At 29.4% G+C, this 19,675-nt stretch carries 30 protein-coding genes and 2 pseudogenes; 3 read left to right on the forward strand and 29 right to left on the reverse strand.

The window, feature by feature from the left end; all coding sequences use genetic code 4:
- Positions 1-2: 2 nt before the first annotated feature.
- From rplQ to rpsJ, 29 genes and pseudogenes are all read right to left on the reverse strand, one after another.
- Positions 3-368: a 50S ribosomal protein L17 gene (gene rplQ / locus F795_RS0102035; protein WP_022936069.1), complete on the reverse strand. Its 366-nt coding sequence runs from the start codon at positions 366-368 to the stop codon at positions 3-5.
- 2 nt (positions 369-370) lie between these two features.
- A complete protein-coding gene (locus F795_RS0102040) occupies positions 371-1,453 on the reverse strand; it encodes a DNA-directed RNA polymerase subunit alpha (RefSeq protein ID WP_022936070.1) in 1,083 nt (360 codons plus the stop codon).
- Positions 1,454-1,474: 21 nt separating this feature from the next.
- Complete coding sequence (rpsK, locus tag F795_RS0102045; protein WP_022936071.1) at positions 1,475-1,849, reverse strand: 30S ribosomal protein S11; 375 nt, start codon at positions 1,847-1,849, stop codon at positions 1,475-1,477.
- Positions 1,849-2,220 (reverse strand): 30S ribosomal protein S13, encoded by a 372-nt coding sequence (gene rpsM / locus F795_RS0102050; protein ID WP_022936072.1) that lies wholly within the window; start codon positions 2,218-2,220, stop codon positions 1,849-1,851. The genes rpsK and rpsM overlap by 1 nt, the downstream gene beginning before the upstream one ends.
- Positions 2,221-2,225: 5 nt before the next feature.
- The gene (rpmJ, locus tag F795_RS0102055) at positions 2,226-2,339 is read right to left on the reverse strand and encodes a 50S ribosomal protein L36 (RefSeq protein WP_022936073.1); all 114 of its coding nucleotides are present in this window, start codon (positions 2,337-2,339) and stop codon (positions 2,226-2,228) included.
- A 14-nt stretch (positions 2,340-2,353) separates the two neighbouring features.
- Positions 2,354-2,572: a translation initiation factor IF-1 gene (gene infA, locus F795_RS0102060; protein ID WP_022936074.1), complete on the reverse strand. Its 219-nt coding sequence runs from the start codon at positions 2,570-2,572 to the stop codon at positions 2,354-2,356.
- Positions 2,573-3,325, reverse strand: coding sequence for a type I methionyl aminopeptidase (gene map / locus F795_RS0102065; protein ID WP_022936075.1), 753 nt, complete (start codon positions 3,323-3,325; stop codon positions 2,573-2,575).
- A gap of 3 nt (positions 3,326-3,328) precedes the next feature.
- Positions 3,329-4,009 carry an adenylate kinase family protein gene (locus F795_RS0102070; protein ID WP_022936076.1) on the reverse strand — a complete coding sequence of 227 codons (681 nt, stop codon included), beginning with the start codon at positions 4,007-4,009 and terminating at the stop codon, positions 3,329-3,331.
- Entirely contained in the window at positions 4,003-5,502 is a 1,500-nt protein-coding gene (gene secY, locus F795_RS0102075) for a preprotein translocase subunit SecY (protein WP_022936077.1), read from the reverse strand. The genes F795_RS0102070 and secY overlap by 7 nt, the downstream gene beginning before the upstream one ends.
- Positions 5,502-5,936: a 50S ribosomal protein L15 gene (gene rplO, locus F795_RS0102080; RefSeq protein WP_022936078.1), complete on the reverse strand. Its 435-nt coding sequence runs from the start codon at positions 5,934-5,936 to the stop codon at positions 5,502-5,504. The genes secY and rplO overlap by 1 nt, the downstream gene beginning before the upstream one ends.
- Positions 5,937-5,955: 19 nt before the next feature.
- Entirely contained in the window at positions 5,956-6,672 is a 717-nt protein-coding gene (rpsE, locus tag F795_RS0102085; RefSeq protein WP_022936079.1) for a 30S ribosomal protein S5, read from the reverse strand.
- The gene (rplR, locus tag F795_RS0102090) at positions 6,672-7,025 is read right to left on the reverse strand and encodes a 50S ribosomal protein L18 (protein WP_022936080.1); all 354 of its coding nucleotides are present in this window, start codon (positions 7,023-7,025) and stop codon (positions 6,672-6,674) included. The genes rpsE and rplR overlap by 1 nt, the downstream gene beginning before the upstream one ends.
- Positions 7,026-7,044: 19 nt before the next feature.
- Complete coding sequence (rplF, locus tag F795_RS0102095) at positions 7,045-7,584, reverse strand: 50S ribosomal protein L6 (protein WP_022936081.1); 540 nt, start codon at positions 7,582-7,584, stop codon at positions 7,045-7,047.
- A 9-nt stretch (positions 7,585-7,593) separates the two neighbouring features.
- A complete protein-coding gene (gene rpsH / locus F795_RS0102100; RefSeq protein WP_022936082.1) occupies positions 7,594-8,007 on the reverse strand; it encodes a 30S ribosomal protein S8 in 414 nt (137 codons plus the stop codon).
- A 2-nt stretch (positions 8,008-8,009) separates the two neighbouring features.
- Positions 8,010-8,195 (reverse strand): type Z 30S ribosomal protein S14, encoded by a 186-nt coding sequence (locus F795_RS0102105; RefSeq protein ID WP_022936083.1) that lies wholly within the window; start codon positions 8,193-8,195, stop codon positions 8,010-8,012.
- 12 nt (positions 8,196-8,207) lie between these two features.
- A complete protein-coding gene (gene rplE / locus F795_RS0102110) occupies positions 8,208-8,768 on the reverse strand; it encodes a 50S ribosomal protein L5 (protein WP_022936084.1) in 561 nt (186 codons plus the stop codon).
- On the reverse strand, positions 8,768-9,115 hold the full coding sequence (gene rplX, locus F795_RS0102115; protein WP_022936085.1) for a 50S ribosomal protein L24: 348 nt from the start codon (positions 9,113-9,115) through the stop codon (positions 8,768-8,770). Before rplX ends, rplE begins: the two co-directional genes overlap by 1 nt.
- Positions 9,115-9,483 carry a 50S ribosomal protein L14 gene (gene rplN, locus F795_RS0102120; RefSeq protein WP_022936086.1) on the reverse strand — a complete coding sequence of 123 codons (369 nt, stop codon included), beginning with the start codon at positions 9,481-9,483 and terminating at the stop codon, positions 9,115-9,117. Before rplN ends, rplX begins: the two co-directional genes overlap by 1 nt.
- Positions 9,476-9,724, reverse strand: coding sequence for a 30S ribosomal protein S17 (gene rpsQ, locus F795_RS0102125; RefSeq protein WP_027120273.1), 249 nt, complete (start codon positions 9,722-9,724; stop codon positions 9,476-9,478). The genes rplN and rpsQ overlap by 8 nt, the downstream gene beginning before the upstream one ends.
- A 278-nt stretch (positions 9,725-10,002) precedes the next feature.
- A complete protein-coding gene (gene rpmC / locus F795_RS03860) occupies positions 10,003-10,614 on the reverse strand; it encodes a 50S ribosomal protein L29 (protein ID WP_197724025.1) in 612 nt (203 codons plus the stop codon).
- 2 nt (positions 10,615-10,616) lie between these two features.
- A complete protein-coding gene (rplP, locus tag F795_RS0102135) occupies positions 10,617-11,057 on the reverse strand; it encodes a 50S ribosomal protein L16 (protein ID WP_022936087.1) in 441 nt (146 codons plus the stop codon).
- Positions 11,035-11,787, reverse strand: a complete 753-nt coding sequence (gene rpsC / locus F795_RS0102140) for a 30S ribosomal protein S3 (protein WP_022936088.1) — start codon at positions 11,785-11,787, stop codon at positions 11,035-11,037. Before rpsC ends, rplP begins: the two co-directional genes overlap by 23 nt.
- Before the next feature lie 264 nt (positions 11,788-12,051).
- Positions 12,052-12,447: pseudogene (gene rplV / locus F795_RS05195) on the reverse strand (50S ribosomal protein L22); the annotation flags it as partial.
- Positions 12,447-12,722, reverse strand: coding sequence for a 30S ribosomal protein S19 (gene rpsS / locus F795_RS0102150; protein ID WP_022936090.1), 276 nt, complete (start codon positions 12,720-12,722; stop codon positions 12,447-12,449). The pseudogene rplV and the gene rpsS, both read right to left, overlap by 1 nt.
- Positions 12,722-13,567, reverse strand: a complete 846-nt coding sequence (gene rplB / locus F795_RS0102155; RefSeq protein WP_022936091.1) for a 50S ribosomal protein L2 — start codon at positions 13,565-13,567, stop codon at positions 12,722-12,724. Before rplB ends, rpsS begins: the two co-directional genes overlap by 1 nt.
- 41 nt (positions 13,568-13,608) lie before the next feature.
- Entirely contained in the window at positions 13,609-14,232 is a 624-nt protein-coding gene (gene rplW, locus F795_RS03485) for a 50S ribosomal protein L23 (RefSeq protein WP_022936092.1), read from the reverse strand.
- A complete protein-coding gene (rplD, locus tag F795_RS0102165; RefSeq protein ID WP_027120275.1) occupies positions 14,232-14,993 on the reverse strand; it encodes a 50S ribosomal protein L4 in 762 nt (253 codons plus the stop codon). Before rplD ends, rplW begins: the two co-directional genes overlap by 1 nt.
- A complete protein-coding gene (gene rplC / locus F795_RS0102170; RefSeq protein WP_022936093.1) occupies positions 14,993-15,838 on the reverse strand; it encodes a 50S ribosomal protein L3 in 846 nt (281 codons plus the stop codon). Before rplC ends, rplD begins: the two co-directional genes overlap by 1 nt.
- Before the next feature lie 62 nt (positions 15,839-15,900).
- Entirely contained in the window at positions 15,901-16,206 is a 306-nt protein-coding gene (gene rpsJ, locus F795_RS0102175) for a 30S ribosomal protein S10 (RefSeq protein WP_022936094.1), read from the reverse strand.
- 383 nt (positions 16,207-16,589) lie between these two features.
- Between rpsJ and F795_RS0102180 the strand changes: the two genes are divergently transcribed.
- From F795_RS0102180 to F795_RS06635, 3 genes and pseudogenes are all read left to right on the forward strand, one after another.
- Positions 16,590-18,962 carry a phosphoketolase family protein gene (locus tag F795_RS0102180; RefSeq protein ID WP_022936095.1) on the forward strand — a complete coding sequence of 791 codons (2,373 nt, stop codon included), beginning with the start codon at positions 16,590-16,592 and terminating at the stop codon, positions 18,960-18,962.
- Between the two features lie 80 nt (positions 18,963-19,042).
- On the forward strand, positions 19,043-19,261 hold the full coding sequence (rpmE, locus tag F795_RS0102185) for a 50S ribosomal protein L31 (protein WP_022936096.1): 219 nt from the start codon (positions 19,043-19,045) through the stop codon (positions 19,259-19,261).
- 157 nt (positions 19,262-19,418) lie between these two features.
- A pseudogene (locus F795_RS06635) lies at positions 19,419-19,675 on the forward strand (IS3 family transposase); the annotation flags it as partial.

Below are 19,675 nucleotides of genomic sequence, written 5' to 3' on the forward strand. Positions count from 1 at the left end.
AACTAAACTAATTGGATAATAGCCATTTTAGCATTATCACCATTTCTGTTTTCAACTTTAATTATTCTTGTATATCCACCATTACGTGTTTTATATTTAGGCGCAAGTGTGTCAAATAAATATTGAACAATATCTTTTTTAGCATCCTTAGAAGGAACATTAATTAAATATTTAACAGCTTGTCTTCTAGTAGCAAGTGTATTAACTTTTCCAAGTGTAATCATTTTATCAACTTTTGATTTAATTTTCTTAGCTCTTTCTAAAGTAGTTCTAATTTGACCGTGAACTAATACATCTGTTACAAGTGCACGTTCAACATGGTTTCATCATTCGCTGTTTCTTCTATATACTTGTTTTGGATTTGCCATAATTATTTTTCTCCTTCTAATGATTTTGAATCTTCATCTTCATCATCAAGATAAGTTTCAGAACTATTTTCACTAAATTCATCATTGTCTTGATCTTCAGATAAATTATTTTGTTTTCACTTATTTAATTTAGAAACAATATCGTCAACTGATTTTTTACCTAAGTTCTTAATATTAGCAAGTTCATCTGGTGTTAATTGAAGAAGTTGTTCAATAGTATTGTATTCGCTTCTTCTTAAGGCATTCAATGATCTAATAGTAAGACCCAATTTTTCAATTGGTGCAGAAACATTAACAATTTTTTCTTTTTCTTTTTTGGTATCTTCAAATAATTTTACAGCTTCAAGTTCGTCGATATTACCGATAACTCTAAAGTGTGCAACTATTATTTTAGCCACTTGTTCTAATGCTGCTTTAGCATCAATAGTTCCATCTGTTATAATGTGAATCTTTAATTTTTCAGTTATTAGAGAAGAACCTGTATTTAATTCTTCAACTGTGTAAGCACATTTTTTGATTGGAGAGAAATCAGAGTCTATTGCAAGAAATTGTCCAGATTTAATTTTGTTTTCTAATTTTGGAGCATTTTCTAAAATAATTGCTTTGTTTTCTTCAAAGTCAACAAAACCTCTACCGCTTTTAACAAAAAGTGCAAATTCTAATGAAGCATTTTTAGAAATTGTACAAATGTATTGTGATTTGTTAACAATTTCAAGTCCATTAGTATCAGTTATATCTGAAGCATATACTTCACCTTCTTTTGAAGAAGAAAAAGTAATTCTAACCAAATTATCTTTTTCAAATAATTCTGGTTTGTATGAAAAACGAATTGCTCTAATATTTGATACTAATGTAACAATATCTTCCTTAATACCTTCAAGTGTTTCAAATTCGTGTTCAACACCATTAATTTTAATTGCAAATGGAGCAACTGAAGTTATTGAAGAAAGTAATGTTCTTCTAATAACAGTTCCAATTGTGTTACCATATCCTCTTAAAAGAGGTTCGATAACGAATACTGAATCAAAATCTGATACTTTTTCAGCAAGTAGTTCCTTATAAGAAATTTTTTGTATTTTTTCCATATTATAAATCCTTTATAAGTATTATTCTCTTTTAAGAACTTTTTTAGGAGGACGAGTACCGTTGTGTGGTTGTGGGGTAACGTCTTTAACTTCTTTAATTACTAAACCACTTGTTTCAATTTGTTTTCTAGCAGTTGATTTTCCTGGACCAATACCTTTAACTAAAATAGTTACTTCTTTAAGTCCATATTCTTTAGCTTTTTCAAGTGCTGCAGCTGCTGCAAGTCCTGCTGCATATGGGGTTTTTTTCTTGGTACCTTTATAACCAATTGTTCCTGATGAGCTTCATGCAAAAACATTTCCTTTTAAGTCACTAAATGAAACTATTGTATTTTGATAAGTTGAGTGAATATGTGCTATTCCTTGAGTAATATTTTTTTTCTCTTTTTTAGCCATTATTTGTTACCTTTCTTTCCTGCAATAGTTTTTCTTGGACCTTTTCTTGTACGTGCATTTTTTTGAGTACATTGTCCACGTACTGGAAGTCCTTTTCTGTGTCTTATTCCTCTATATGATTTAATTTCCATTAATCTTTTAATATTTAAGTTAATTTCACGTTTTAAATCACCTTCAGTTGTATATTTTTTAGCTTCATCACGAATACGAGTAAGTTCATCTTCAGTTAAATCTTTTACTCTTGTATTTTCATTAACTTTTGCATCTGCACAAATTTTAGAAGCAATAGTTCTACCAATTCCAAAAATATAGGTTAATGAAATTACAACTCTTTTATTATTTGGAATTTCAATATTTAAAACTCTAGCCATATTTATTATCCTTGTCTTTGTTTATGTTTAGGATTTATACAAATAATCCTGTTAACACCATGTCTTTTAATTAGTTTGCAATCTTTGCAAATCTTTTTTATTGATGCTCTAACTTTCATATTTACTCCTTAAATTATTTATGTCTAAAAGTAATTCGTCCTTTAGTAAGATCATAAGGACTTAATTCAACATCAACCATATCACCTGGTAATATTTTAATGTGGTGAAGAGCCATCTTACCAGAAATATAACCTTTAACAGTCATACCATTTTCTAATAAAACTTCATAGTCTTTGTTGGTAAACATTTTTACAACTTTTCCAGACATTTTAATTGCATCATCTTTAGCCATCTATATATTATCTCCTGATAGTATGTATGCTTTATTATCATCAATTAAAACTGTTTGTTCATAATGAGCAGTATTGTAACCTAAAGGATCAACAACTGTTCATTCATCATCTTTAACAACAACTTTTTTTGATTTTTGCAAGATCATAGGTTCGATACATATTACCATACCGTTTCTAATGACTGCACCAGTATTTGGACGTCCGTCATTATAAACATATGGATCTTCATGTAAAGATCTTCCTATACCATGCCCAGTATATTCATCAGGTGTATAGTACCCTTTTTCTTTTATATACTTTCCAATAGCATAAGAAATATCACCGATTTTTTTGCCAACTTTTATAGCATTAAATCCTGCATAGAAAGCGTCTTTAGCAACGCTAATTAATTCTTTATCTTTGTCAGAAATATTTCCAACACCCTTAGTAAAAGCTGAATCTGAATAAAAACCATCATATATTGCACCTAAGTCAACTTTTACAATATCGCCATCTTTAACTATGTAATTTGATGGGATACCATGAATTAATTCTTCATTTACTGATATACAACATGTATTAGGAAAACCATATTGCCCTAAAAAAGCTGGTTTGCCATTTCTCTTAATAATTTCTTTAAAAGCGACGCTATCTATTTCTTTTAAAGAAACCCCTGGTCTTATGAAGTCATAAACGATGGTTTTAACTTCTGCCAAGATTGAACATGCTTTTTTTATTTTTTCAATTTCTTCTTTTGTTTTTATAAAAATCATTGATTACTTTACCTCTAAATCCAATTTTTTAATTGTATCATCAAAAACTTTTTCGATAGGTTGATAAGCATCTATCCTTATCAAAACTTGTTTTTGTTCATAATAATCTATCAATGGAAATGTAAGGTCATTATAAATCTTAATTCTTTTTTCAACAATTTCTTTATCATCATCTGGTCTTTTAACAACTTCGATGTTATCACATTCTTCATTATCACAATGAATTAAATCTTTAGGAGGATTTAATTGGATATGATAAATTCTTTTACATTTAGGGCATACTCTTCTTTTTGATAATCTAGAAACAACTTGATCTTCAGTTATTTCTAAAAGTATAGCATTTTTAATGATTATTCCTTCTTTAGCTAAATTTGTAAGAAAATCTGCTTGTGAAATAGTTCTTGGATATCCATCTAAAATGAATGGAATATTTTTCTTAACTAAAGAAGTTAAAGTTTTCTTAACCAGTTCATTTGTAATTTCGTCAGAAACGTATGAACCTGCATCTAAAATGCTCTTAATTTTTAGCCCTAATTTAGTTTTATTTCTAATTTCGGTTCTAAACATATCTCCAGTTGATAATTGAAAATAGTTTAGTTTTTCGCAAAATTCTTTAGCTAAAGAACCTTTTCCTGCACCAGGAGGGCCTAGAAAAACTAAATTTGGTTTATTAGTGTTTATCATATTAAATCTTCCTCTTCTTCTCCATACATTTCTTTTAGTTCTTTAATTAATCTTCTCTTACGTGCAAGTTCTTGCGACTTGAATCTTGCTTTGACTTGTTGTATTGTTTCATGAGCCGTTGAAACTAAAATCATAATTGTAGTTCCACCAAAAGCAATTTGTGCAGGCATACCCAACATTTGTTGCACATATTGCATTGCTCCTAAAATGATTAAATAAAATGAACTAAAGAAAGATAATCTAATAACAACATCTAATAAATAATCTTCAGTTTGTTCACCGGGTTTTATTCCTGGAATAAATGTTGATGATTTAGCAAAGTCTTCAGAAATTTTATCAATTCTAGATTGTTGAATTCCCATTAAAATTGTTAAACCAAATGTTATTAATATAAATAAGAAGAAACCTAATGGTTTTGTTACTTGAAAGTGTTTATATACTCAATAATAGAATTTTCCAGAAGGACTAGTTAAGTTAGCAATCATTGTAGGAACTGAAAGAATCATTAATGAAAAGATAACTGACATAATTCCGGCAGGATTTGCTTTTATAGGCATATAACTTAATTCACTTTCATTTTTAGAAAGACCAGCTCCTACTTGTTGAATAGGAATTTTCCTTTCTGCAATTGTGAATATAATTACTATTACAATAGTAATTAAATAACCAAGTAAATATACTATATAATTAACCAATTCTTTTAGAATAATCGAACCTTTTGAAGCAGATGAAACAAAATATTCAAATGCATGTTTGAATGTTGGAATTAAATTTGCGGCAATCCCAACAAAAATAATTAAACTAGTTCCATTACCAACACCTTTGTTAGTAATTTGTTCGCTTAAAAACAAAGCAAAGAAAGAACCAGCAACTAACATTAAAGGTAAAATAAAATAACCATAAATAGATTCACCTCTAGAACCAAATATTTTAGTTATAACTGGATCAAACTTAATTCCAAATCCAGATTTTGCATTAACAAGCGCTCTTGTAATTAATAGCGATTGAATAATTGAAAAAATAATGGTGAGAAAATAAGTTATAAAGTTAATTTTTACTCTACCTTGCGGTCCAGATTGACTAAGTCTGTGGATTGAAGAAAAGGCTTTAGTTTGTAATATCATCATGACAAGAGATGCTGATATAAAAGGACCTATTCCTAAGGCGACTATAGAAAAGTTTCTAAGTCCCCCTCCACCTACTAAGTTTAATATTGTGATAAAATCACCTTCTGAATTTATCTTGTCTTTATTTTGTAATTTAATTCCAGGAATTGTAATAGTTCCTGCAATTATAAAAATAGTAAGAATAAGTAAGGTAAATAAGATTTTTTTGAAAAGTTGATGATTTTGTCATCATTCATTTCAAGCTGATCTTCTTTCTATGGATGATTTATTTAGAGATAAAGAGCGATCAAGTTTTTCTTCATCGTAATTTTCATTTTTAGTCTCTAAAGATAAATCTTCTAATTTCTTATTCTTATTTTTTTTCATTATTTAGCCTCTATTTTTCCGCCAGCTTTTAAAATTGCTTTTTTAGCACTTTCAGATAACGCTGGTATTTCAATAGTAAGTTTTTTAGTTAAAGAGCCTCTACCTAAAATTTTAACAGGCATAACTCTTTTAATTAAATTATGTTTAAACAATGAATCAAGTGAAACTACTTCATTTGTTTTGAATGTAGCTTCTAATTGATCTAAGTTTACAATTTGATATTCAACATGGTTAACATTGTTAAAACCACGTTTTGGTAATCTTCTGAATAATGGGTTTTGTCCACCTTCAAATCCTAAACGAACAGTACTTCTTTTAGTTTGTCCACTTTGTCCACGTCCAGCTTGTTTTCCTTTACCAGCTGCATGTCCTCTACCAACACGGTGTTTTTCTTTTCTAGAACCTTCAGTAGCTTTTAATGTGTGTAATTGCATTTTAATACCCCTTTATCAATTATTTATTTAATAAATGTTTAACATCAATATCACGTATTTTAGCAATTTCATCGACAGTCTTTAATTGTTTAAGAGCTTCGATAGTTGCTACTACTATATTTTGTTTGGTTCTTGATCCATAAGTTTTTGTTGATATATCTGTATATCCAGCAAGTTCAGTAACTGCACGAACTGTACCAGATGCTATAATTCCCGCACCTTTTGAGGCAGGGCGTAATTGTACCTTAGAAGCTAAGAATTTTTGTCTTACTTCATGTGGAATTGTTCCATTAACAATAGGAACATTGATAATATTTTTTTGTGCATCTTTAACTGCTTTTTTAATAGCGTCTTGCACTTCGTTAGCTTTACCATGTCCAAAGCCAACTTTTCCTTTTTTGTTTCCAACTACTACATAAGCTGCAAATGAGAATCTTCTTCCACCTTTAACAACTGTAGTAACTCTAGCAACATCAATAACCTTTTCTTCATATTCAGGTTCAGCATCAAATTTTGGTTGTTGATCGCGATGTTGAGATCTTTGGAATAGTTTTTTATTTTCATTATTTTGTTTAGAAGCATCTTTTTTGAATTCAGGTTTATTAAAAGTTTTTCTAACAACTATTTTTGTACCAGAAGCTTTAGTAACTTCTTCTTGTTCTTCTTTTTTAGCTTCCAAAGAAACTTTGTTTTCTTTTTCTGCTTTTTCTAAAATTTTCTTAATTTCTTCAGCCATTAGAATTTTATCCCTTCTTCTCTAAGCACTTCACAAAATGCTTTAATTTTTCCATGATAGATATAACCTGATCTATCAAAAACGATTTTTGTAATTTTTGCTTCTTTTAATTTTGCTGCAAAGATTTTTGCAACTTTTTTAACTGCTTCAATATTATTGCCTTTAGCAGTTTTTGCTAATTCTTGGGTTGAAGCTGCTGATAATGTTACATGTTTTTCGTCGTTAACTGCTTGTGCATAAAAGTGATGTAAAGACTTAAATACACACACTCTAGGAACTTTAGAAGTTCCTGCTGAAAGTTTGTTTCTAATTTTTAGATGTTTAATTAATCTTTTTTCATTACGTGATTTCATAATTTTCTCCAACTATAAACTACTTAGCAGCAGTTTTTCCTTCTTTACGACGAATAACTTCATCTTTATACATAATACCTTTTCCTGAATATGGAGAAGGACGACGAATATCTCTTAAATTAGCAGCAAATTCTCCGACTAATTGTTTATCAATTCCACTAATAATTATATTAGTAGGTTTTGGAAGTTCAACTTTCAAACCTTCTGGAATTTGTTTTGTTACTGTATGTGAAAATCCAGCAATAATTTCTATTTCATTTCCTTTTAATGTTGCTTTGTAACCAACACCTTTAATTTCGACTTCTTTTTTATATCCGTTTGATACACCAATAAGCATATTGTGTAATAAAGCATTTGTTGTGCCATGCAATTGTTTTGTAGATTTTTCTTCATTTGATCTAGTTACTACTATTTCATTGTTTTTTATTTCAACTTTAATTAATGGTGAAAATGTATATTCTAATTGTCCAAGTTTACCTTTAACTATTGCTTTATTATTTTCCAATAATACTTCAACACCAGAAGGTATAACTAATACTCTTTTTCCAATTCTTGACATAATTTATCCTTATCAAATAAATGCAATAACTTCGCCACCGATATTAGCTTTTCTAGCTTCTTTATCAGTTAAAAGTCCTTTAGAAGTTGAAATAATTGCTGTTCCATAACCACTTAATACTTTTGGAAGTGATTCTGAAGATGAATATACTTTTAAACCTGGTTTTGAAATTTTCTTAAGTCCAGAAATAGCACATTGATTTTGATTAATACCTTTATATTTTAGAAATACTTTAATAACTTTAAAGTTGGTTTCTTGATCTTTAAATACTTCAAAGTCTGTAATATATCCTTCACGTTTGAAAATTTCTAAAATTTTAACTTTCTTTTGTGAGTGAGGAATATTTACTTCGTGATATTTACGTGCAATTGAATTTTTGATACGTACAAACATATCTGCAATTGGGTCTATAATGATAGCCATAATTATCAACTCGCTTTCTTAACACCAGGAATTTTTCCTTCATGTGCTAAATTTCTGAAACATATTCTACAAATTTTATATTTTCTTAATACTGCATGTACCCTTCCACAAAGTTCACATCTTGTGTATTTTCTAACTTTGAATTTAGGTTCACGTTTTGCTTTCGCAATCATTGATTTTCTTGCCACGTTTACTCCTTATTATGCTTGTTTGTTAAATGGAATACCAAGATGTTTAAGTAATGCTAATGCTTCTGCATTAGATTTTGCACTTGTAACAATAATAATATCCATTCCTTTTAATTTACGGATTTTATCGAAACTAATTTCAGGAAATATAATTTCTTCTTTTACACCTAAAGCAAAGTTACCTTTACCGTCAAAACTTTTATGGTTAAGACCATTAAAGTCTCTCACACGAGGAAGTGCTACATTAATAAGTTTAGTTAAAAATGATCACATTTTTTCTCTTCTTAAAGTAACTTTTCCGCCCATAGGCATACCTTCTCTTAATTTTCAAGATGCTAATGATTTTTTAGCAGTTGTTTGAAAAGGTTTTTGTCCTGTTATTAATGCAAGTTCTGACATAACTTCTTCAATAGCTTTTGAATTTGATACTTCATTACCTGCAGTCATATTAATAACAATTTTTTCAAGTCTAGGAACTTCCATAGCTGAAGTATATTTAAATTCTTTCATTAAGGCAGGCTTAATTTCTTTTAAATATTTCTTTTCTAGTTCTAATTTTTTACTAGTAGCCATTATTTACCTCCTAAAACTTTTTTAGTTTTTCTCAAGTATCTTTGTTTTTGTCCTGATTTAGCATCAGTTTTTCAACCAATTTTACTTGCTTCTGCGCCTTTATTTTGCGCATTACCTTTTTTAACCATATAACCAACATTTGAAATATGAATAGGGAATTCTTTCTTTTCAATTTTTCCTTCTTGGTTTTCTTGGCTAGGCTTGTGGTGTTTGGTCTTTTTATTAACATCTTTAACAATAACGGTTTGTTTCTTGTAATTTGTTTCTAAAACAGCACCAGTTTTACCTTTATCTTTACCTGATAGTATTACAACTAAGTCATTCTTTTTAATTTTTGTTGAAGCCATTATAATACCTCCGGTGCAAGTGATGTTATTTTTACATAACCTTTTTCACGTAGTTCTCTAGCCACTGGGCCAAATACCCGTGTTCCTCTTAATGTGCCATCTTCTTTAATTAAAACAACGGCGTTATCATCAAAAGCAATTTTTGATCCATCAGGTCTTACAAGACCTCTAGTTGTTCTAACAATAACAGCTTTAACAACTTGTCCTTCTTTTACAAGACCATTAGGAATTGCTTTTTTTACAGTTACAACAACTACATCACCAATGTTAGTACTCTTAACAATTGAGCCACCAAGGTTTTTAATTATCATAACTTCTTTTGCTCCAGAATTATCTGCAACATTACATCTACTAAACTCTCTAAGCATTGTCGTTACCTCCAATAGCATGAGATCTAACTTCTACCAATCTAAAGTGTTTAGTTTTAGATAATGGTCTAGTTTCTTGTATTTTAACAACATCTCCAACTTTTGCGGTGTTATTTTCATCATGCACTGCAAATTTCTTTGATTTTTTGAAACGTTTTAAATACAATGGGTGTTTTCTATATGTTTCAACCATAACAGTAATGGTTTTATTATTTTTAATGCTTACAACTGTACCAACTAATGTTTTACGTCTATTTTCTCTAACTACAACTTTGTTATCAACTTGTGCATTAGCAACTTTTTTAGGTTTTGAAACTTTTTTAGTTGTTGATGATTTTGAAACAGCTTTTTTTGCTACTACTGGTTTTTCAGAAACTTTAGTTTCTGCTACCTTTTTAGTAGTTTCTTTGGTAGCAACTTTTTTAGGAGCAGCTTCTTTTTTAACTGCTGGTTTTGCTACTGTTTCTTTTTTAGGACTAGCAACTTTTTTTGTTGTAGTTTTTTTGGTTTCTTCAGCCATTATTTAGTTTCTCCTTTTTTAACTGTTACTTTTGCAGTTGATTTACTTTCTTTTTTTACTGCTACTTTTTTAGGTTCTGATTTCACTTCAACTTTTTTTGTTTCAGTGCTTTTCTTTTCAGTAACTTTTTTAGCAGGTTTTACTGACGTATCTTCTTTTTTAGTTGATTTTTCTACTTTAGTTGCTTCTTTTTTTGGAGCAACTTTTGCAGTTGTTTTAGGTTTAGATACTTTTGTATCTTCTGCTTTTTTAGTTTCTTCTTTAACTACAACTTTTTTGGTTGCTGCTTGTGAAGAAACTTTTTTAGCAGGTTTTACTTCTTTAGCTTTCTTTGCTTCTTTTTCAGCTTTATTTTTAGCAAGTTCTACTTTTCTTGCTTCTTTTTCAGCTGCGATTATTTTATCGATTTCAGCTCTTTGAGCATCATATCTTTTTTGATTTAATGCAGTTAATACTCTAGCGATATTTTTCTTAACTTCATTTATGCTATGGGTTTTGTCTAATTGCTTAGTTGCATTTTTCATTCTTAAAGAGAATAATTCAGCTTTATATTCAGCTACTAATTCATTAAGTTCTTTTTCAGATTTAGATAGTAATTGTTTATATTCCATAACTATTTATCTCCTTTAACTTCTTCTTTAGGTTCTTCTCTTTTTACGATTTTTCAAGTAACTGGCAATTTGTGACCACCAAGTCTAAGAGCTTCCTTCATAACTTCTTCAGTATTTCCCATAGTTTCGAACATAACTGTTCCTTCTTTAACTACTGCGAATCATTCTTCTGGAGAACCCTTACCTGAACCCATACGTACACCAATAGGTTTTGATGTTTTAGACATGTGAGGGAATATTTTTATAACAACTTTTCCTTCACGACCCATATAACGAGTAATAGCAATACGGGCTGCTTCGATTTGTTTTGCACTTATTCATGCAGATGAAGTAGATTTAAGTCCATATTCACCAAAAGTAACAGTGTTATTTCTAGCAGCTTTTACTTTATCATGACGAATACGAAACATTTTTCTATGTTTAGTTCTTTTTGGTTGTAACATTTTTATCTCCACCTTTTTGTTCAAAAGTTCTCTTAGATTTCTTTTCTACTTCAAGTTGTTCATATAATGTTTTTTCTTCTAAGTTATTTTTAGAAAGAATTTCACCAAGTGATACTCAAACTTTAACTCCAAGAATACCATATGTTGTTTTCGCAAGTGCAACAGCATAATCAACATCTTGTCTTAAGGTATGTAATTTCATTTCACCTTCAGTATATCCTTCGGTTCTAGCCATATCTACACCATTAAGACGTCCAGCAACAGAGGTTTTAATTCCTTTTGCGCCAGCTTTCATAGCAGCTCTAATTGCTTGTTTTTGAGCAAGTCTAAAGCTACCACGATTTTCTAATTTAACAGCAATTCCTTCTGCTAATAATCTAGCATTTAGATCAGGTTTAGTAAGTTCTACTACATTTAATGTAATATCAGCTTTTTTATTTCTAATAAATTTTTTGATATCAGTAGTTAATAATTTAATATTTTCACCATTAGTTCCTAATAATGCAGCAGGTTTTGCTGAAAAAATAGAAACAACAATAGCATTTTTTTGGTTTCTTTTAATAGAAACTTTTCCAATTAAATATTCTCTAACTCTTTTATCTAAAAATTTATAAATTTTTTGATCTTCAATTAATTGAGAAGCAAGTTTATCTTTATCAGCATATCAAACTGTATTTAAAGGTTTTGTTATACCGTAACGAAAACCATTTGGATTAATTTTTTGTCCCATAAATTACTTGCCTCCTTTTTCTTTAGATTCAACTTTTTTAGTTGTGGTTTTTTTAGGTGCTGAAGTTTTAGGTTTAACTTCAACTTTCTTTTCACTAGCAGGTTTTTTAGCTGCAGGCTTTGCTTGTGTTGAAGATTTTTTAACTTCAACTTTTTCTTTTTTTGCTACTTTTGGTTCAGAAGCTTTTTTAGCTTCTGATACTAATTTTGCTTTAATTTCTTTTGAAACTTTTTCTTCTTTTTTAGGTTCTTTTTCTGAAGATGATTTAATAGATTTATTTTCTACTTCTTCAAATGGTTGAGATCCTATTTCAGCAAGTTCAATATAGAAATTGCTTGTTCTTTTTAAAAGTGGAAATGCTCTTCCACGTGAGTGAGGTTGAAATCTTTTTAATGTTGGTCCATCATTAACTAATATTTTAGAAACATAAAGTTTCTTAGCATCAAGTCCTGCATTGTTAGTTGCATTAGCAATTGCAGAATTAAGTAATTTTAGAATTATTTCTGATGATTTTTTATGAGTTGTTTGCAATATTAATAAAGCATCAGTAACTGAACAATATCTAATTAAGTCAGCTACTAATCTAGCTTTTCTAGGGCTTACTCTTTGAATCTTAACAGATGCTTTTACTGATTTATTTAAAATTTCGTGTAAAGACATTATTTCTTTCCTTTATCTGCACCATGACCATTAAAGGTTCTAGTTTGCGCAAATTCACCTAATTTATGTCCTACCATATCGTTTGAAATAAACACATCAATAAATGCTTTACCATTATGAACTTGAAATGTTAATCCCACAAATTCTGGGTATATAGTAGATCTTCTTGATCAAGTCTTAATTGGACGTTTAGGAGATTTACCTTCAAATATTGCCATAACTTTTTTCATAAGATGATCATCAACAAAAGGGGCTTTTTTTAATGAACGTGCCATTATTTATTTTCCTTTCTTCTTCTAATAATAAGTTTGTTTGATGCTTTTTTAGTTTTTCTGGTTTTAACACCAAGAGCTTTTTTACCTCATGGAGTCATAGGACTTTTACGTCCAATAGGTTGGCGACCTTCACCCCCACCATGTGGGTGGTCATTAGGGTTCATTGCTGAACCTCTAACTGTAGGTCTAATACCTCTTAATCTATTTCTTCCAGCTTTTCCAATATTAACAAGTGAATATTCTTCATTTCCAACTTCACCTACTGTTGCACGACACACTGCAAGAACTTTTCTAACTTCACCAGATTTTAGACGAAGAATAATGTATTTACCAGTTTCATCTTTACCTAATATTTGAGCAGATGAACCAGCAGATCTTGCAATTATTCCACCTTGTTTTGGTTGAAGTTCAATATTGTGTACAAATGTACCTTCAGGTATATTTTTTAATGGAAGTGTGTTTCCAATTTGAATGTCAACATTTTCACCTGAGATAATTTGTTGACCAATTTTTATGTTTTTTGGGCTAATAATATATCTTTTTTCACCATCTTTATAAACTACTAAAGAAATGTTTGCTGATCTATTTGGATCATATTCAATAGTTTTAATAGTTCCAGGGATATTATCTTTATCTCTTTTGAAATCGATAATACGATAAAATCTCTTTAATCTTCCCCCGTGATGACGAGTTGTTATTTTACCTTGGTTGTTTCTACCAGCAGTTGTAGATAACTTAACTAATAACGATTTTTCAGGTGCATGTCCTGATAAGTTTGCTTGGTAATCTAACGAAGACATATTACGGCGACCATTTGTATATGCTTTAAATTTTTTAATTGCCATAATTTTCTCCTTATCTTAAAAATATTGTTATCTTTTAAGAATTATTTGTCGGCTTTTTTAGGAGCAGCTTTTTTTACAGTTTCTTTTTTAGGCGCTGCTTCTTTTTTAGCGGTTGATGCTTTAGGTTTAGCTTCAACTTTTTTTACTTCTTTTTTAACTTCAGTAGTTTTAGCTACAGACTTTGTAGTTTTTGTACTTGAAGATTTTGTAGCAGGTTTTTTAACTTCAGATTTCTTTTCTGCTGAATCTGATTTTTTAGGTTCTGCTTTAGCTTTTGCTTTGGCAGCAATTTTTTCTGCTGCTTTCTTTTCTACATCAGTAAGTTCTGTAGATTTTTGTTCTCTAGCTTTTTTCTTAGCTTCTAATTCTTCTGCCTTAGCTTCTTCTGGGAATAAAATTATTTTTGAACCTTCTGCTAATTGCACGTATGCTTTTTTAACAGCAGGTTTAAATCCTTTTGATCTTCCTAAGCTAGCAGGTTTTTTGTCATAATTAATAACATTAATAGAAACTACTTTAACGCCAAAGATAAATTCAATTGCTTGTTTAATTTCGATTTTATTGCATCTTGGATCAACTGCAAATGTATAAAGATTTTTATTTGATCTAGCAATTTCAGATTTTTCAGTTAATATTGGATATTTAACAACTTCGTTTATATTCATTATTTAACCAACCCTTCTAGATATTTAATATCTTCTTTGCTAATTACTAATACATCAGCAGCTACTAAGTTTTCAACTGATAAACTTGTAACTTTTACTACATTTACATTTGGTAAGTTTCTTGCTGATAAAAATACATTTTCATCATTTGAAACTAATAAAACGTTATTAAGCACTGCAATTTTCTTTTTGTTTAATTCAATTAATAAGTCTCTTGTTGAAGGTTTTGAAACTTTAAATTCATGAACTAAAACTGCTTTTTCTTTAGCTAATAATGTTAATGCTGAAATAAGTGCATTTTTTCTAACTTTCTTATTAACTTTAAGATTGTAATTTCTTTGTACAGTAGGACCGAATGCTCTACCACCTCCAACAAATATTGGAGATCTTAATGATCCAGCACGAGCACTACCTGTTCCTTTTTGTCTTCATGGTTTTTTACCAGTTCCACTTACTTCGCCACGAGTTTTAACTTTATGGGTTGAAAATCTCTTTGCAGCTCTTTCAGATAGAATAGTATCAAACATTGCTTGTGGATAAATTGTAGAAGCACCAAAAACATTTTTAGGCAAGGTTTCATTTTCAAATGAAACTTTATTTTCAACTTTTTTGGTTACTGTTCTAACTTGGCTAATTTTTGCTTTTTCAGATTGTGGTTTAGTAGAAGGTTTTGCTTTTGAACTAGAAGTTGTCTTTTTAGTAGTTGATGAAGTTGTGGTTTTAACTTTAACTTCTTTTGTAGTGGTTTTTGTTTCAGCCATTATTTATCTCCTTCAACTTTTTCTTCTTTAGCTTCAACTTTAGCAGCTTCAGCTTCGTTCTTTAATTCTTCTTCTTTTTGTGCAATCTTAGTTTGCATTTCGTTTATAGTCATTTTCATGTCAATATCTAAACCAAGTTTTTTAGCATGTTCGAATAATTCATTCTTACGTAATGCTACTTTTAGATTTAAAAGCTCTGTTTGTTTTTTAACATTTGGTTGTTTGATTGAAGATTTAACAGTTACATAAGCACCTTTTGCTCCGGGAACACTTCCTTTAACAATAAGCACATTTTTGTCTAGATCAACTTTGATTACTTCTAGATTTTGAATTGTAACTTTTTCACATCCCATATGTCCAGGCATTGTCATACCAGGTCAAACTCTGTTTCCCATGATATCACCAATAGAACCTGTTTGTCTTACTGGTTGAGATCCTCCACCACCACCGTGTGATTTAGGACCAATATGTTGGTTGTATCTTTTAATTGTTCCGGCAAATCCTTTTCCTTTAGAAGTTGCGGTAACATCTACAATTTGTCCTTCTTCAAAAATTGAGGCATCAATTGTATCACCTAAGTTATAACCAGACATATTTCTGATTTCTTTAACGAAGCGCTTAGGTGTTGTATTTGCTTGTAGAAAGCGATTGATTTCAGGTTTTTTTACTTGTGACTTTTTCTTTTCATCAATAGCAAGTTGGATTGCAACATATCCATCTTTTTCAGATGATAGAACTTTAGTAACAACATTTGGTTTAACTTCAATTATTGTAACTGGAATTAATGCACCAGATTGGGTGAATAATTGGGTCATTCCAACTTTTTTTCCTAAGATTCCTTTCATAATTTTCCTTTCAATTTATTTTTTTAAAATTGTTTCTATAAAAAACAAAAGTCTGTTATCAACTAGTTAACAGATTTTAGACTAATTTGAACTCCTGAAGGAAGTTCTAATCTTTTCATTTTGTCTACAAGGGTAGCAGAAACATTTTGTAAAACGATTAAACGTTTATGTGTTCTGCTTTCGAATTGTTCACGAGATTTTTTGTTAACGTGAACAGATCTTAAAATTGTAATAATTTCTTTTCTTGTAGGAAGCGGAATAGGTCCACTAATTTTTGCTTTTTCACTTTTAGCTAATGATACAACTTTTTTAGCAGCATCATCAACTAAATAAGCATCGAAAGATTTTAATTTAATTTCTAATTTCATATTTGTTCTCCTTGTTCATTTTTTCTTGAACTAACTCCACATAAGTTATCGATACCCTAGATGAACAACTAAGCTTGGTGTACCGCAATCTTACGCTTCAAAGTTGTAGTTGCATTTACTATTATATCAAAAAATATTTTTTAAATATAAAATAATTTTTTTTAGTTTTTTAAGCATTTAAAAAAGTTATTTTTTCAGCTAATTTTTAGACCAAATTTGGATTAAAAAACTATAAAAATATCACACAAAATCTAATAAAATTGTAAGGAAAAATCAATAATAATATATAATTATTAATACACATTTTTGATAAAAATTTCATTTTGTTTTTATTAAAAAACAAAAATAATAATGATAAAAAACATTATAGAAAAGAGGTATAAATGAAAAAAAATAATATAAATTTTGACTCAAAAGAATATTTAAATAACATTGATAAATGATTTAGAGCAGCTAACTATTTATCAGTTGCACAAATCTATTTAAGAGACAATCCTTTATTAAGAAGAAAACTAGTTAAAGATGATATAAAATTATATCCAATTGGACACTGAGGAACAATTCCTGGGCAAAATTTTATTTATGCTCACTTAAATAGAGTTATTAATAAATATGACCTAAATATGTTTTATATTGAAGGCCCTGGACATGGTGGACAAGTAATGATTTCTAACTCATATTTAGATGGATCATATACTGAAATATTCTCAAACATTGAAGAAAATGAAGCAGGTATTAAAAAATTATGTAAAAGATTTTCATTCCCTGGCGGATCGGCAAGCCATGCTGCTCCCGAAACTCCTGGCTCAATTCATGAAGGTGGAGAACTTGGATATTCATTAAGTCATGCTACTGGAAGCATTTTAGATAATCCTAACACTATTGCCGCAGTAGTTGTAGGTGATGGAGAAGCTGAAACTGGTCCTTTATGTGCAGGATTATTTTCAAATGTATTTATTAATCCTATTACCGATGGCGCAATTTTACCAATAATTCATTTAAATGGTGGAAAAATTTCTAATCCTACAATTCTTTCAAGAAAAACTAATGAAGAATTAAAATTGTATTTTAGTGGTTTTGGATGAGAACCTATTTTTGTTGAAGGCGATGATAACTTTGCAAAATCACATGAATTAATGGCAAAAAGCTTAGATAAAGCAATTGAAAAAATTTTAAATATTTGAAAAGAAGCTAGAAAAGGCGAAGCTAAAGATGCAAAAATGCCTACATGACCATTAATCGTATTTAGAAGCCCTAAGGGATGAAGCGGCCCAAAAGAATGAAATCATGAAGCAATTGAAGGAAGCTTTAGAGCACATCAAGTGCCTTTACCTGTATCTGGTTTAAATGACAAAAATATTGATGCTCTTGAAACATGATTAAGATCTTACAAACCAGAAGAATTATTTGATAAAAAAGGAAAAATCAATAAAGAAATAAAAGCATTGGCTCCATTAGGTAATAAAAGAATGGCTAAAAACCCAATTACTAACGGAGGGCTAAATCCTAGACCTTTAAAATTAAGTGCATGAGAAAAATTTGGACTTATTTTTGACAAACCCGGTTCTATAAAAGCACAAGACATGGTTGAACTTGGAAAATATTGTTCAGATATTATTTTAAATAACAAAGATAATTTTAGAATCTTTGGACCTGATGAAACTAAATCTAATCGTTTGTATGAAGTATTTAAAGTTACCAACAGACAATGAATGCTACCAATTTCAGAAAAATATGACGAATGGTTAAGCCCAAGCGGAAGAGTTATTGATTCACAATTAAGCGAACATCAAGCAGAAGGTTTCCTTGAAGGATATGTATTAACAGGAAGACATGGATTTTTTGCAAGTTATGAATCATTTTTAAGAGTAGTAGATTCAATGGCAACTCAACATATGAAATGACTTAAAAAATCACTTGAACAAAAATGAAGAAAAGATTATCCTTCATTAAACTTAATTGCAACCTCAACTGCTTTTCAACAAGATCATAATGGATATACACACCAAGATCCAGGAATGTTAGGACATTTAGCAGATAAAAGACCTGAGTTAATTAGAGAATACTTGCCTGCTGATACAAACTCATTACTTGCAGTAATGAAAAAAGCGCTTGAAGAAAGAAACGTAATTAATCTAATTGTTGCTTCAAAACAACCCCGTGAACAATTTTATTCAATTAAAGAAGCAAATGAACTTGTTGAAAAAGGGTATAAAATTATTGATTGAGCTTCAACATGCAAAGCTAATGAAGAACCAGATGTAGTTATAGTAGCTTCAGGGGTAGAACCTAATATTGAAGCCTTAAGTGCAATTACTTATTTAAAAGATGAATATAAAGATCTTAAAATTAGATTTGTTTATGTACTAGACTTACTTAAACTTAGATCAAAAGATATTGATCCTCGCGGAATTAGCGATGAAGAGTTTAACAAAGTATTTACCAAAGATAAACCTATTGTGTTTGCATTTCACGGATATGAAGGTTTAATTAGAGATATTTTCTTTAAACGTCAAAATCATAATTTATATGTTCATGGATATCGTGAAAACGGAGATATTACAACCTCATTTGATATAAGATTTTTATCAGAAATGGATAGATTCCATATTTCTCAAACCGTTGCTAAAGCTGTTTATGGCAATGATTCAAAAGCATTTATTAAGAAAATTGATAAAAAAATTAATGATCATATTACCTATGTTAGAGAATATGGTTATGATATGCCAGAAATTTTAGAATGAAAATGAAAATAATTTTATAAATGTATTACAATATTATTTATTAATTTATTAAAAACACAATTAGTTAATTTGAATTTAATTAAGGAGCGATTATGAAAAAAAATATTCACCCAAAATATAAAGAAATAGTAGCAACATGCACTTCATGCAATACTGAACACAAATTTGGTTCTACTGCTGATAAAGTTACACTTGATATTTGCTCAAATTGTCATCCATTTTACACTGGAAACAGAAGTACAGCAAAAGCTCGTGGTCGTGTTGAAAGATTTAATAAATTACTTGAAAAATCAAAAACTACTAAAAAATAAATATTTAGGTATTGGACTTAGTCCAATACTTTTTTTAATTAAATTCATTTAAGAAAATAAGAAAAAATCCACAAATATTTAAACTAGGACAAAAAAATTGGACTCAAATTAAAAAAAATTGAGTCCTTTTTTTTCATTTTAAGTAAAGGAGATAATTATGGGTAGACAATTAAAAATTAATGAGTGACTACAAGTATTTGACTTGTATGAAAACTATAAGAATAATAAAATTTCCAAGAGAGCATTTGAATATGAATATTTAAAAATTTGCGGTTCAAATAAAATTTTTAATAGATATGTAATTCGTTGAATAAAAATTAAAATTAAAAAATATAATTTAGGTATGAACATAGAATCTAAAACCGGTAAATCACCTAAAAAAGGAAAAGGAAGCGGCCGTCCAAGAAAAAAATT

This window comes from Metamycoplasma orale ATCC 23714 (assembly GCF_000420105.1).
Lineage (GTDB): Bacteria > Bacillota_I > Bacilli_A > Mycoplasmatales > Metamycoplasmataceae > Metamycoplasma > Metamycoplasma orale.